At 69.5% G+C, this 15,672-nt stretch carries 2 protein-coding genes and 1 pseudogene; 1 reads left to right on the forward strand and 2 read right to left on the reverse strand.

Annotated elements, in window-relative coordinates; all coding sequences use genetic code 11:
- Window positions 1-400 precede the first annotated feature (400 nt).
- Window positions 401-1,176, forward strand: a pseudogene (locus tag QR64_RS19065) (SDR family NAD(P)-dependent oxidoreductase).
- Between the two features lie 77 nt (window positions 1,177-1,253).
- Here the strand turns inward: QR64_RS19065 and QR64_RS19070 are convergent.
- Together QR64_RS19070 and QR64_RS19080 are read right to left on the reverse strand one after the other, a co-directional pair.
- Window positions 1,254-1,472, reverse strand: a complete 219-nt coding sequence (locus QR64_RS19070) for a hypothetical protein (RefSeq protein WP_039586818.1) — start codon at window positions 1,470-1,472, stop codon at window positions 1,254-1,256.
- 230 nt (window positions 1,473-1,702) lie between these two features.
- Window positions 1,703-15,672 (reverse strand): non-ribosomal peptide synthetase (locus tag QR64_RS19080; RefSeq protein WP_152640981.1); only part of this gene is annotated, 13,970 nt, incomplete at its 5' end.

Here is a 15,672-nt window from a genome sequence, read left to right on the forward strand (position 1 = left end):
CTTCACACCATCTGACATGCAATTACACGACTTTGCCGGGGCCCTGGGCACTCACCCAACTCACGAGTTCTGCATGACTTAGAGGATTCTCTCCGTTCTCACCGGGTCCGAAGACCCAGACATGCACGATGTTCGACGTCTCCACGCTCTCGTCGTCCGCGAGATGCAATGCATGTCTGGGCGTCATCGTCCGCCTGGACACGGCACGTTCGGCCCCCGCCCGCGCGCTCATGTAGTTGTCCTCTCGTTACAGAGTCGATCACACTCGGATAACAGAACACTACCGTGCTCAATTGGCCTACGCGCCGATTATGGGACCGAGGCAGGCGGTCTCGACTACATGGCAGGCAGATATGTCTCACCGGTCACCGACTCGTGGCCATCCGTTACCGTGGCGTCCATGACAGATCCCGTTGCTGTACCGTCCGCGCCGCCTCACCGGCCGATCGCGCTCGTCACCGGCCCCACCTCAGGATTGGGGGCCTCATTCGCCCGAGTACTCGCCGAGCGCGGTCACGACCTGGTCCTGGTCGCACGCAACGAGGAGCGTCTCCGAACGACGGCAGAAAAGTTGGCCCAAAATTACGGCGTGGCCGCCGAGATCCTCGTCGCGGACCTTGCTACGAATGAAGGTCGGGACGCGACGGCCGCGCGTCTCACGCAAGGCGTCGACGTACTTGTGAACAATGGGGGTTCCTCACCGACGGAGAATTCTGGGATGCGGATCTCGACTTGCTGCGAGCCCAATTGGCCGTGAACGTCACTGCAGTACTCGAACTCACGCATGCTGTGCTACCGGCTATGCGGGCCGCCGGTAGAGGGACCGTCGTCAATGTTGCGAGCGTTTCCGGACTCTTCGCCGGACCCGCCTCGACCTACAGCGCAAGTAAGTCGTGGGTTGTGAAATTCTCCGAAGGACTCGGCCACAAGCTCGCAGCGGACGGAATTCGCGTGGTGGCGTTGTGCCCCGGGTTCATGGATACCGAGTTTCATGCTCGAGGTGACCAGGATGTATCCGGTGTTCCGAAAGCTTTGTGGCTCGATACCGATGAGGTAGCACGGGCGGGACTCGACGATGCCGCACGCGGTCGACTCGTGAGCATTCCCGGCCGGCGCTACAAGGTGTTCACCACCCTGGATCGGATCAAACCTCGCAGATTCGTCTGGCGCGCCTGAGCCCGGAAGACGTTTCACACAGACGGCGACGGGCCCACCGGGCCCGTCGCCGTCGTCGTGGATGTCACCGACAGAAATCAGCCGATCACGAAGCAGAACCCACCCACGACAGCGAAGAGGTTGCCGGGCGGGCAGTTCGGCGGAGTCACTGCCTCCGCGAGCTGATCTGGGGTCAGGCCGATGAACGGGATCGGCGCTTGCGGCACGATTGGCTGTGCCTGGGCCGCTCCCGCAGCACCGAGGACGAGGCCGGCAGTTGCAGCACTGCCGAGCAGAACAGTGAGCGCACGACGCATCTCAGAACTCCTCCTGTAAGCGGCCGCGATGCGACCATTTCCGATGATGGCAGCAGCGCGACCCCGATTCGCGCTGCTTGCCCACCGTGACGATACCGTAAAGGATTCGCACGTCTACCCCCGAAATTTCGAGAAAGGACCCGCAACTCCGCACGGCCCCTGTCTGCACCGCCTTCGCGCGGCACACGCCATCCGGTCCGCCCGACCGGCACGGAGATGCTCGTTGCCTACTACTCATGCTCTCGGTCCGCATCGTCGAGTTGCCGGAAGAACCCGGTTCGTGCGTAGTACTCCACATACCGTCCGAGCACCTCGTCGTCGACGACCGGGCAATCCACGCCGGACCCCTCGAGATACGCACGAGTCCTGTCATCCGAGAACGTCTCGATCTCGGCCAGGCCGGTCGCGAACTGACCCGACACGAGCATTGCCCGCATGAGGCTGTCGTCACCGACGGCCGAGAGCTTCTCCGCCATGATGAACAGCGTCTCCCCGAACTCGGGAACGGTCACGGTTTCCAAGTCGTATCCATGCGCCCGCAGTCGAGTTTCGAGATCACCCATCGAGACACGTCGCTGCGAGACGAGATGGAAGGTCCCGCCCCACGTCTCGGGATTCATCGCCAGCTGCACCAGTGCCCGGGCCACGTAGTTGACCGGGACCATGGGCACCGTGCCTGTCGCTATGTCAGGGATCTTTCGTAGAGCGACGATGGCGCGCACCATGTTCCAGAACGCGTCGTCGGACCCGCACGCGCCGGTCACCACGTCGCCGGTGATCAGACCCGGTCGGTATATTGAGACCGGGACGCCCCGTTCGCCGGCGAGGCGGACCACCGCCTCCCCCACCCACTTCGACTGGACATAGCCCGAACCACCGACCCGCTCGGCTTCGAGGATGTCGTCCTCCGCCGCAATGTACGGCCGTCCGTCGGCGAGCGCTACCTCGTCGGTGAGCACCGAACCGGTGGACACGAAGTGCAGCGGCTTCAGACGGACGGTTGAAGCGAGACGAAGCAGTTCCTCGGTCGCGAGCACGTTCGGCCGGTGCAACCGGCTGTACGTCTCGATGTGGTTGACGCGCGCCCCGTTGTGCACGATGGCGTCGACCCGTTCGGCGAGTTCGGCGAACCGGCCTTCGTCGAGCCCGAGCCGATCCTGGCCGAGGTCACCCGGCACCGCGACGACGCGGTCGACTCCGGTATCCCGCCAGGATCCGAAGCGGCGCATCGATTCCACGATGCGGGCGTGACCGTGTTCGGGCGACTCGGCCCGGACGAGGCACCACACCTCGGCGTCGGTGCGATCGAGCAGTTCCCGCACCAGGTGCGAGCCGAGGAAACCGGTGGCGCCGGTCAGCAGCACGACCTCGGGTTCGACGCGCGGCGGCTGTGCCCCGTCGGCGGTGATGTCCGCGGCGAGGCTCACGTGTTCCGCGAAGCTCGCGACGCCCGGGCCGCTGCGCTGCGGGTCGATCGCCCTCGCGAGATCCTCGACCTGCGGGTGGTCGAACAATTCCTGGACGCCGACCTCGAGACCGGTCAGGTCCCGCAACCGGTTGATCACCTTGATCACCAGCAGCGAATGCCCGCCCAGTTCGAAGAAGTCGTCGTCGAGGCCGACCCGTTCGACGCCGAGGACCTCGGCGAACACGGCTGCGACCGCTAGTTCGACCGGCGTGACGGGTGCGCGGAACTCCCGCGCCTCGAACACCGGCGCCGGCAGGGCCCGGCGATCCAGCTTGCCGACCGGGGTCAGCGGCAGCTCGTCGAGGACCATGATCGCCGACGGAACCATGTGCGAGGGAACGCTTCTCGCCACGAACTCCTTGAGGTCGGCCGGATCGATCCGCTCCCCCGCCACCGGCAGCACGTATCCGACGAGCTGAGCCGAAGCGGACTCGCCGTCCTTGTGCGCGACCGTCGCGGCCACGTCGACGGAGGGATGCGCGGACAGGGCCGCATCGATCTCACCGAGTTCGATACGCAGACCGCGGATCTTGACCTGGAAGTCGCTGCGCCCGACGTAGGCGATCTCGCCGTCCGCCGTCCAGGTCACTACATCGCCCGTGCGGTACATGCGGTCACCGGGAACGCCGAACGGATCCGCGACGAACCGCTCCGCGGTCAGACCGCGACGCTCATGGTATCCGCGGGCGAGCTGCACACCGGCGATGTACAACTCGCCGGGCACGCCCACCGGGACGGGCCGCAACCGGCTGTCGAGCACCAGTTCCCGCATTCCCAGGATCGGCCCGCCGATCGTGACCGGCGCACCGGGGACCATCGGTTCGGAGATGTTCGACATGATCGTCGTCTCCGTCGGCCCGTAGCCGTTGTACAGCGACCGTCCGGGCGCCCACTTCTCCACGATGTCCGCCGAGACCGCCTCGCCACCAGCGACGAGATGCTGCAGCGAATCCAGACCTGCCGGGTCCATCGACGCCAGCACCGTCGGGGTGATGAATGCGTGTGTCACCGACTCACGCCGGATCAGGTCCTCGAGCGCGTCCCCGCCGAACACGTCCGGCGGCGAGACCACCATCGTCGCGGCCGCACCGAGCGCCAGCAGCAGTTCGAGGACGGACGCGTCGAAACTCGGCGATGCCACGTGCAGGACACGCGACTGCTCCGTCGGCGAGTACCTCTCGTACTGCTCGACGCAGAAGTTGTGCAGACCGGCGTGGGTGACGGCGACGCCCTTCGGGAGGCCCGTCGAACCGGACGTGTAGATCACGTACGCGACCTGCGACGACCGGATCGGTGCGGGCAGATCCCGGTAGGTGACCGGAGCATCGGATTCGGCAGCACACCGGGATCGCACGTCCTCGTCGTCGAGCACGAGCCAGTCGACACCGTCCGACAGTGCGTCGACGTGCGCCGACATCGTCAGGCCCAGAACGACTCCCGAATCGTCGATCATGTGCGCGACCCGATCGGCCGGGTACTTCACGTCGACCGGGACGTAACCGGCGCCGGTCTTCGCGACCGCCCACACGGCGAGCACGGACTCGATCGACCGCGGCACCGCGATCGCGACGAGATCGGACGACCCGATTCCCCGGCCGAGCAGCACCCGCGCCAGGCGCGAGGACTGCTCGTCGAGTTCCCGGTAGGTCAGCGAACGGTCACCGAAGACCAGCGCGGTCCCGTGCGGGTTCTTCGCGACGACCTCCGCCATGAGCGCGGGCAGGGTCGAGGTCCACACCCGGCCGCGAGGAGCGCGGGCAGCGGTGGCGCCCGCGCGGGCGGCGCCGACGAGGGCCGCGCGCTCGGAGTCCGCGAGGACCTCGACGTCCCCGACGACGATCGTGGGATCGGCGGTGACCGCGGCGAGAACCCGGCCGAACCGCTCGGCGAACGCCACCACGGTCGACTCGTCGAACAGGTCGGTCGCGTAGGTCAGGTCGACGCGGTATTCGCCGCCGGCACCGATCTCGGTGACGGTCACCTGCAGGTCGAAGCGCGAGACTCCGTCCTCGAATTCGACTGCGGCGAGCCGCAGTCCACCGAGATCGAACGCCGCGGTCGGCTGGTTCTGGAACACCAGAGCCACCTGGAACAGCGGGTTGCGCGCGGTGGACCGTTCGACGTCGAGCGCTTCGACGAGGCGCTCGAACGGAATGTCGGCGTGTCCGAACGCGCCGAGATCCGTCGTCCGGGCACGCGCCAGCAGGTCCGAGAACGTCTCGTCGGCCACCACGGGGGTGCGCAGCACGAGCGTGTTGACGAACATGCCGACGAGATCGTCGAGCGCGGCGTCACCTCGACCGGCCACCGGAGCACCGACGGTCACGTCGTCACTGCCGGACAACCGCGCCAGCAGCAGCGCCAACGCGGCGTGCACCACCATGAACGGCGTCGATCCCCGCTCCGCCGCCAGCCGGTCGATACCGGCGCGCACGTCGGCGGGAACGGTGAACCGGTGGGTGGCACCGTGGTGCGACAGCGCGGCGGGACGCGGCCGGTCGGTCGGCAGCGTCACCTCCTCCGGAGCCCCGGCGAGGGCTTCGGTCCAGTACCCGAGCTGCTGGGCGAGCAGCGACTGCGGATCCGCCTCGTCACCGAGCACGTCCCGCTGCCACAGCGTGTAGTCCGCGTACTGCACCGGAAGCGGCGCCCAGGTGGGGGTGCCACCCTGCACGCGGGCCGCGTACGCCGTGACGACGTCGCGGGTCAGCGGCGCGATCGAGAAGCCGTCCGCGGCGATGTGGTGCGCGACGAACACGAACACGTGGTCGTCCACAGCGATCCGCAGCAGAGCCGCGCGGACCGGAACCTCCGTCGTGACGTCGAACCCGGCCGTGACCAGCTCGGCGACCCGCTCGAGTACGGAGGTCTCCGAGACGTTCTCGACGGCCAGGGCCAGGCGGGCCCGCTCCGGGGACAGCACGTCCTGCACGCCGGTGCCGTCGGCCTCCGGGTAGACGGTGCGCAGCACCTCGTGGCGGGCGACCACGTCGTCGACGGCGAGCTGCAGGGCCGCCACGTCGAGTGCGCCCGACATGCGGATCGCGATCGGGATGTTGTACGCGGCCGAATCCGGGTCGAAGCGGTTGAGGAACCACATGCGGGACTGCGCCGCCGACAACGGGATCCGGTCGGGGCGGGGCTGCGGCACGAGAGCAGCACGGCCCGGTCCCCGGGTGTGCGACTCGAGACGCGCGGCGAGCGCTTCGACGGTCGTCGCCTCGAAGAGCGCACGCACCGGCACCGCGGCGTCGAGCGCCGCTCCGAGCCTGGCCACGACCTGGGTCGCGACGAGCGAGTTGCCGCCGAGCTCGAAGAAGTCGTCGTCGACACCGATCGTGTCGATGCCGAGAACGTCCGCGAACACCCCGGCGACGATCTGCTCGACCGGGGTCGACGGAGCCCGGAACTCCCGCGCCTCGAACACCGGCGCCGGCAGGGCCTTGCGGTCGAGCTTGCCCGATGCGTTGAGCGGGAACGCGTCGAGCACGACGAACGCCGACGGCATCATGTAGGTCGGCAGCTTCCGGCTCAACGACTCGCGGGCCCGATCGAGGTCGAACGACTCCGGCGCCCCCGGCACGATGTACGCGACGAGCTGTTCACCGGTGGCGGTGTCGACGACGAGCACCGCCGCGGAGATGACCGCGTCGTCGTCGAGCAGCGCCGCCTCGATCTCTCCGAGCTCGATGCGCTGGCCGCGGAACTTGACCTGGAAGTCGGTGCGCCCGATGTAGACGAGTTCACCGCCCTGCCAGTACACGAGGTCACCGGTGCGGTACATCCGCTCGCCCGCCTCGAACCTGTCGGCCACGAACCGGTCACTCGTGAGGTCGACCCGGCCGTGGTAGCCGCGCGCCAACTGCACGCCCGAGAGGTACAGCTCGCCGGGCACGCCGTCGGGCACCGGATTCAGGCGGGAGTCGAGGACGTAGACCTTCGAATTCCACTGCGGCACACCGATCGGCACCGAGCCGGCATCGCCCGGTGCGGCCTGCCGGTAGGTGATCGAGACGGCGGCCTCGGTCGGGCCGTACAGGTTGTGCAGCCCGGCGCCGCTGATCCGCGCGAATGCCTCGGCGGTCGCTGCGGGCAGGGCCTCACCGATGACGAACACGTCGCGCAGGCCCGCGACGTCGCCCGGCGCCACCGCGGAGACGAACACCGACAGCATCGACGGAACGAAGTCGGTGACCGTGACCCCCGCCGAACGGATCCGCTCCGCGAGGTAGAGCGGGTCGCGGTGCCCGTCCGGGGTCGCGACGACGAGGGTCGCCCCGACCCGCAGGGGCAGGAAGAAGCCCCACAGCGACACGTCGAACGTCGTCGCGGTCTTCTGCAGGTACACATCGGCCTCGGTGAACCGGTACTGCCCCTGCATCCATTCCATCTGGTTGACGATCGCGCCGTGCGGGACCGCGACGCCCTTGGGCTTGCCTGTGGACCCGGACGTGAAGATCACGTACGCGGTGTTGCCGGCGTGCACGGACCCGATCCGCTCGGAGTCCTCGATCGGATCGGTCGGGACATCGGACAGGTCCAGGGCGTCGAGGAACAGCACGGTCCGGCCGCTCGCGGCGGTGAATTCGTCCCGTTCGGTGCTGAGCACCGCGACCGGGTCCGCCGCGTCGAGGATGTAGGCGATGCGATCGGCCGGATGGTCCGGATCGACCGGCACGTACGCGCCGCCCGCGCGGAGCACGGCGTACATGCCGACGACCAGCTCGAGCGAGCGTCGCATCGCGAGCGCGACCCGCGACTCCGGCCCCACCCCGAGCCCGATCAGGTGCCGCGCGAGCGAGGTGACACGAGCGTCGAATTCTGCGTAGGTCAGCGAATCACCTTCGTAGACCACAGCATTCGCGTCCGGAGTCAGGACCACCTGCCGGTCGAAGCTGTCGAGCAGCAGGGTGTCGACGGTGGGGTGCTGCGTCCGGTTGCGCGCGTCGACGATCTCGGCGCGTTCGTCCGCGGCGAGGACCGGCAGGTCACCGACGGCGATCGCCGGGTCGGTGGTCACCGCTTCGAGTATCCGCACGAAGCGGTCCGCGAACGCGACGATCGTCGACTCGTAGAACAGGTCGGTGGCGTACTGGAGCTCCACCGCGGCACCGGCCGATGCGCCGGCGTCGTCGAACATCTCGGCGACCGCGACCTGCAGGTCGAACTTGACGAGATGCGTCTCGGTTTCGACGGGCGCGACGGACAGTCCGCCGAGTTCGAGCGCGGTGCGGTTCATGTTCTGGAAGAACAGCGCCACCTGGAACAGCGGGTGCCGGCCTTGCGACCGTGCCGGGTCGAGCACCTCGACGAGACGCTCGAACGGCACGTCGGCGTGCGCGAACGCCCCGAGGTCGGTGGACCGGACCCGGCCGAGCAGTTCCTCGAACGGTTCGCCTGCCGCGACGTCCGTGCGCAGGACCAGCGTGTTGACGAACATGCCGACGAGGTCGTCGAGCGCGGCCTCGCCGCGGCCCGCGATGGGTGCGCCGATCGCGATGTCGTCGGTGCCGGACAGCCGCGCCAACAGGGACGCGAGGGCCGCGTGCACGACCATGAACGGGGTCGCCTGACGGTCACGCGCCAGCGCGCCGATCGCGTCCTGCAGCCGCGCCGGGAGCGTGAACGTGTACGCCGCACCCCGGTTGGTGGCCACCGCCGGCCGCGGCCGGTCGCTCGGGAGGTCCAGCTGGTCGGGGATGCCCGCCAGCCGTTCGGTCCAGTAGCCGAGCTGCCGTGCGATCACCGAATCGGGATCGGACTCGGCGCCGAGCACCTCGCGCTGCCAGAGCGTGAAGTCGGCGTACTGCACCGGCAACGGTGCCCACGCCGGGGCCTCGCCGCGCGAACGCGCGGCGTACGCGATCATCACGTCACGGGTCAGCGGTGCCATCGAGAAACCGTCGGCGGCGATGTGATGGACCGAGAAGACCAGGACGTGTTCGCCGTCGCCGAGCTGCAGCAGCGCGGCACGCACGGGAACCTCCGTGGTGACGTCGAATCCGGACTCGACGATCTCGGTGACCACCTCGAACGCCGAATCCGCGGTGACGGCTCGCACGTCCAGTTCGACCCCGGCCTCACCGGCGGGCAGCACCACCTGGTGCCCGCCGCCGTCGACCTCCGGGTAGACGGTGCGGAGCACCTCGTGCCGGGCCACGACGTCGGCGACCGCCGCACGCAGCGCGTCGACGTCGAGTTCGCCGGACAGGCGCACCGCCACCGGGATGTTGTCGACCGCGGAGGCGGTGTCGAACCGGTTGAGGAACCACATGCGGGACTGCGCCAGCGACAGCGGGATCCGGTCCGGGCGCGGCTGCGGCTCGAGCGGCGCACGCCGGCCCGAACCGGCGCGGGATTCGACCCGGGCCGCGAGGGCCGTCACCGTCGAATCCTCGAACAGGACCCGCACGGGTACCTCGGTGTCGAGGGCCGCCCCGAGCCTGGCCGCGACCTGCGTCGCGACGAGCGAGTTGCCGCCGAGCGCGAAGAAGTCGTCGTCGGCACCGACGCGATCGACACCGAGAACGTGCGCGAACGTGGCGGCGACGATCTCCTCGACCGGGGTGGCCGGGGCACGGAACTCCCGGGCCTCGAACACCGGGGCGGGCAGGGCCTTGCGGTCGAGCTTGCCGCTGGCGTTGAGCGGGAACGCGTCGAGCACGGTCACCACGTCGGGAACCATGTACCCGGGCACGCGTGCGCCGACCGCGGACTTCACCGCGGCCACATCGACATCCGCGCCGTCGGCCGGCACGACGTACGCGACGAGCTGCTGCCCGAGTTCGCCGTCGTGGACCACCACGACGGACTGGGCGATCTCGGGCAGGTCCGTCAGCGCCGACTCGATCTCGCCGAGTTCGATGCGCAGACCGCGGACCTTCACCTGGAAGTCGGTGCGGCCGATGTATTCCAGTTCCCCGGCGGCCGCCCACTTCACGAGGTCGCCGGTCCGGTACATGCGCGCGCCGATCGTGCCGTTCCCCGTCGCTTCGCTCGCCCCGACGAACGGGTCGGCGACGAACCGTTCCGCGGACAGGTCGGGGCGCCGCACGTAGCCGCGCGCGACCTGGACACCCGACAGGTACAGCTCACCGGCGACACCCACGGGCACCGGCTGCAAGCGTGCGTCGAGCACGTACACCCGGGTGTTCCACACGGGCGCACCGATCGGCACGGTCACGACGTCCGCGTCGGTGACCTCGTGGAAGGTCACGTCCACCGCGGCCTCGGTCGGGCCGTAGAGGTTGTGCACGGCGACCCCGGGCACGAGTTCCCGCATCCGCGCGGCGATCGGCGCGGGGAGCGCCTCACCGGAGGCGAACACCATCCGCAGTCCGGAACCCGCCGCCGCGCTCGGCTCGGCGACGTAGGCGGCGAGCATCGACGGCACGAAGTGCACCACCGTGACACCGGCGTCGGCGACGAGCCGGGCCAGCGCCGCCGGATCGCGGTGCACCTCCGGTGCCGCGACGACCAGGCGGGCACCGATCTGCAAGGGCCAGAAGAACTCCCAGACCGACACGTCGAACGTGAACGGAGTCTTCTGCACGACCACGTCGTCCGCGGTCAGCTCGTACTGCCCCTGCATCCACAGCAGACGGTTGACGATCGCGGCGTGCGCGACCGCCACACCCTTCGGGCGGCCCGTCGAACCGGACGTGAAGATCACGTAGGCGGTGTTGTCCGGGAGGACGGCACCGAGCCGTTCGGCGTCCGTGACGGGACCGTCCGGGTAGTCGGAGACGTCGAGCCGATCGAGCAGCACCACGTCCCGGCCCGGCGCCTCGATCGCGTCCGTGCTCGTGGACAGCACGAGCACGGGATCCGCGGTCGCGAGCACGTAGTCGTTGCGTTCGGCCGGCTGGTCGGGATCGATCGGCACGTACGCACCGCCCGCCACGACCACCGCGTACATGCCGACGAGCAGTTCCGTCGAGCGACGCATCGTCAGGGCGACGAGCGCATCGGGACCGACACCCGACGCGATCAGGACCCGCGCCAGCCGGTGCACCCGCGACGCGAATTCGCGGTAGGTCAGGGTCTCGTCACCGAACACGACCGCCGGGGCGTCCGGAGTGCGCACGACCTGCGCCTCGAACAGATCGACGAGGGTCGCGGTCGAATCCGTCCCGTGTGCGGTGTCGTTCCACGTTTCGAGGACCGAGATCCGTTCGGCCGCATCCAGCACCGGAACAGCTCCGACCCGCAGCGCCGGATCGGCGACGACCGCCGCGAGCACCCGGGTGAACCGCTGCGCGAGCGACGCCACGGTCGCCTCGTCGAACAGATCGGTCGCGTAGGTGACACCGGCGGCGATTCCCGCGGGCGATCCGTCGGCGGTGAACGTGTCCGACAGCACGAACTGCAGGTCGAACTTCGCCGTGCGGTTCTCGGCCTGAACTCCGGCGACCGTCAGCCCCGGCAGCTCGAAGCTCGACTGCCCGATGTTCTCGAACGTGAGCATCACCTGGAACAGCGGGTGCCGCGCCTGCGACCGCGGCGGATCCAGCACCTCGACGAGCCGCTCGAACGGCACGTCGGCGTGCCCGAACGCACCGAGATCGGTGTCCTTGACCCGGGACAGCAGGTCGGTGAACGGCTCTCCGCCGTCGACGCGCGTCCTCAGAACGAGGGTGTTGACGAACATGCCCACCACGTCGTCCAGCGCGGCCTCGCCACGACCGGCGACCGGCGTGCCGATCGCGATGTCGTCGCTGCCGGACATGCGCGCCAGGACCGCGGCCAGCGCCGCGTGCACCACCATGAACGCGGTCACGCCCGTACGCCGTGCCAGGTCGGCGATGCCGGCCTGGACGTCCGCTCCGATCTCGAAGCGGTGGTCGCGGCCGGTGTTCGACGCGACGGCCGGCCGGGGCCGGTCGGTGGGCAGATCCAGCTGATCCGGCACACCCTCCAGCGCGGTGGTCCAGTAGTCGAGCTGGCCGGCGATCAGCGACTGCGGATCGTCCTCGGCTCCCAGGACCTCGCGCTGCCACAGCGTGTAGTCCGCGTACTGCACCGGCAACGGCGCCCACGACGGGTGCTCCCTGCGCGACCGGGACGCGTACGCGACCATCACGTCACGGGTCAGCGGTCCCATCGAGAAACCGTCGGCGCCGATGTGGTGCGCCACGACCACCAGGACGTGCTCGTCCGGGGCGACGCGCAGCAGTTCCGCGCGCACCGGCACAGCGGTGGTGACGTCGAATCCGGTTCCCACGGCTGCGAACACCCGCTCGAGCGCCTCGGACTCGGTCACCTCGAGCGGCGGGAGCTCGATCCGCGCCTGCCCGGCCGGCAGGATCACCTGCGTGCCGGCGCCGTCGACCTCCGGGTACACGGTGCGCAGGGCTTCGTGCCGGGCGACGACGTCGTTGACGGCCGCTTCGAGCGCCGTCACGTCGAGTTCACCCATCAGGCGGATCGCGACCGGCACGTTGTACGCGGCCGATTCCGGATCGAACCGGTTGAGGAACCACATCCGGGACTGCGCCAGCGACAACGGAATACGGTCCGGGCGCGGCCGCGTGGTGAGCGCGACCCGGCCGCCGGCACCGGCGTGCTGCTCGGCGACCGCGGCGAGTGCGGCGACCGTCGGGGCCTCGAACAGCGCGCGCACCGGGATCCGGGTGTCGAGTTCGCTGCCGATCCGGGAGACCACCTGGGTTGCGACGAGCGAGTTGCCGCCCAGAGCGAAGAAGTCGTCGTCGAGTCCGACGCGATCGAGACCGAGAACCTCGGCGTAGACGGCGGCGACGATCTCCTCGACCGCGGTCGTCGGGGCGCGGAACTCGCGCACGGCGAGCGCCGGCTCCGGCAGGGCGCGCCGGTCGAGCTTGCCGGAGTGGTTGAGCGGAAGCTCGTCCAGCACCATCACGACGTCGGGAACCATGTACCGGGGCAGCGATTCGCCGAGGCGGTCGCGGGCGGCGTCGACATCGACGGTCGCGCCCGGCGACGGCACCACGTAGGCGACGAGCTGCTGCCCGAATTCACCGTCGTGGACCACCACGACGGACTGCCCGATCTCGGACAGGTCGGTCAGCGCCGTCTCGATCTCGCCGAGTTCGATGCGCAGACCACGCACCTTCACCTGGAAGTCGGTGCGGCCGAGGTAGTCCAGCGTGCCGTCGGGCAGCCACCGCACCAGGTCGCCGGTGCGGTAGAGGCGACCACCGGCGTCGGCCGTGCCATTCCCCGTCGCTTCGCTCGCCCCGGCGACATTCCCCGTCGCTTCGCTCGCCCCGGCGAACGGGTCGGCGACGAAACGCTCCGCGGTCAGGTCCGGCCGGCCGAGGTAGCCGCGGGCGACCTGGACACCCGACAGGTACAGCTCGCCGGGGACACCGACGGGCACCGGATGCAGGCGTGCGTCGAGGACGTACGCACGGACGCCACGGATCGGCTCGCCGATCGGAACCGACGAGGATTCCTCTGCGACACAACGGAACACCGTCGAGGTCACGGTCACCTCGGTCGGCCCGTAGGTGTTGTCGAGCACCGCATCCGAACGCGACACGGAACGCGCCACCAGTTCCGGGGGCAGTGCCTCGCCACCGACCGACAGGTACCGCAGCGACGGGGGCAGGGCGAGGCCGTCGTCGGCGAGGAACAGCGCGAGCATCGACGGAACGAACTCGAGGATGCACACGTCCCACCGGCGGGAGACCTGCACGAGATACTCGGGGTCGCGGTGGCCGCCGGGCTCGGCGATCACCAGCCGGGCACCGGCCTGCAGCGGGTAGAACAGCTCCCACACACACGCGTCGAACGTGATGGGGGTCTTGTGCAGCGCGGTGTCCCCGGCTCCGAGGTCGTACCGCTCGGCCATCCAGGCGATCTGGTTGACGACGGACCGGTGCGAGACGGCGACGCCCTTCGGACGTCCCGTCGAACCCGACGTGAAGATCACGTACGCGGTGTTGTCCGGTCGCAGACCGGCGGCCGTCACGACCTGCGCCGTGTCGACATCGAGGTCGAGGTCCGCGACGTCGATCGCCGCGACCTCGCCCGGCAGGGCGTCACGGTCCGCCGCGGTGGTGAGCACGAGCAACGGTGCCGCGACCTCGAGCACGTACGCCGTGCGGTCGAGGGGATGCTCCGGATCGATCGGGGCGTAGCCGCCGCCCGCCCGCAGGATCGCGTAGATCGCGACCAGCATGTCGACGGATCGGCTCATGCACACGCCGACCAGCACTTCCGGGCCCACGCCCCGGTCGACGAGAACCCGCGCAAGCGCGTTCACCCGGCGGTCGAACGCCGCGTAGTCGAGGATCTCGTCGCGGAACACGACCGCCGGTGCGTCCGGCGTCCGCTGCACCTGCGCGGCGAATCCGTCGAGCAGCAGTTCGCCGGTCGCGGGGCGGGCCGTGTCGTTCCACTCGACGAGCATCCGGTGGCGTTCGCCGTCGTCGACCAGTTCGAGGTCGCCGACGACGACGTCCGGATCCGCGGTCGTGGCCGCGAGAACACGGACGAGGCGCTCCGCGATCGCGGACACGGTTGCCGCGTCGAAGATGTCCGCGGCGTAGCCGATCTCGCCCAGGTAGGACCCGTCGCCTCCGGCGGGTTCGACGAGCGTGACGGACAGATCGTATTGTGCTGCCTGCCAATCGAATTCGAGCGCAGACACCGAGAGGCCGGGAAGCTCGACCACGGACTGGCTGTAGTTCTGGAACGCCAGCATGACCTGGAACAGCGGTGAGAACGACTGCGAGCGCACGGGATTGATCCGGTCCACGAGGCGCTCGAACGGGACGTCCGCGTGCGCGAACGCACCGAGATCGGTGCGCGACGCTCCCGAGAGCAGGTCACGGAACGACGCGCCCGGGTCGATCGGAGTGCGCAACACGAGGGTGTTGACGAACATGCCGACCAGGTCGTCGAGCGCGGCGTCACCGCGACCGGCGACCGGGGTGCCGATCGTGATGTCGTCACTGCCGGACAGCCGGGCCAGCAGCACCGCGAGCGCGGTGTGCACGACCATGAACGGCGTGGCGCGCTGCTCGGCCGCCACGCGCTTGATCCCAGCGACGACATCCGCGGGCACCGCGAAGTCGACGGTTCCGCCGACGCCGGTGCGCACCGCCGGCCGGGGCCGGTCGGTGGGCAGGTCCAGCACGTCCGGGGTTCCGGCGAGGGTCTCGGACCAGTAGGCGAGCTGGTTGGAGATCAGCGATTCCGGATCGTCCTCGTCGCCGAGGACCTCGCGCTGCCACAGCGCAAAGTCCGCGTACTGCACCTCGAGGGGCTTCCAGGCCGGGGCCTGCCCGCCGACGCGGGACGTGTAGGCCAGGACGATGTCACGGGCCAGCGGTCCGGTCGACACACCGTCGGCCGCGATGTGGTGCACGACGAGTGCGAGCACGTGCTCGTCCTCGGTGATCCGGAACAGGGCGCCGCGCACGGGCGGCGCCACGGTCACGTCGAAGCCCGCGGACAGCAGTTCCGCGACCCGGGTGCGCAGGTCGTTCTCGTCGGCGACCCGGACCGGCTCGAGGCCGTCCGGCAGCCACCCGGCCGGGAGCACTTCCTGGACGCCGGCGCCGTCGACCTCGGGGTAGAAGGTGCGCAGGACCTCGTGACGGGAGATCACGTCACGGACCGCCGCTTCGAGCGCGGCGACGTCGAGCGCTCCGCTCAGCCGCATCGGGATCGGGATGTTGTAGGCCGCGGAGTCGGGCTCGAAGCGGTTGAGGAACCACATCCGCTGCTGCGCCAGCGACAACG

Source organism: Rhodococcus sp. Chr-9 (assembly GCF_000801125.1).
Classification (GTDB): Bacteria; Actinomycetota; Actinomycetes; order Mycobacteriales; family Mycobacteriaceae; genus Rhodococcus; species Rhodococcus pyridinivorans.

What these genes read in the sequence shown, in the direction of transcription:
- QR64_RS19070 (WP_039586818.1), bottom strand. Translation starts at nt 1,472, where the DNA reads ATGCGTCGTGCGCTCACTGTTCTGCTCGGCAGTGCTGCAACTGCCGGC.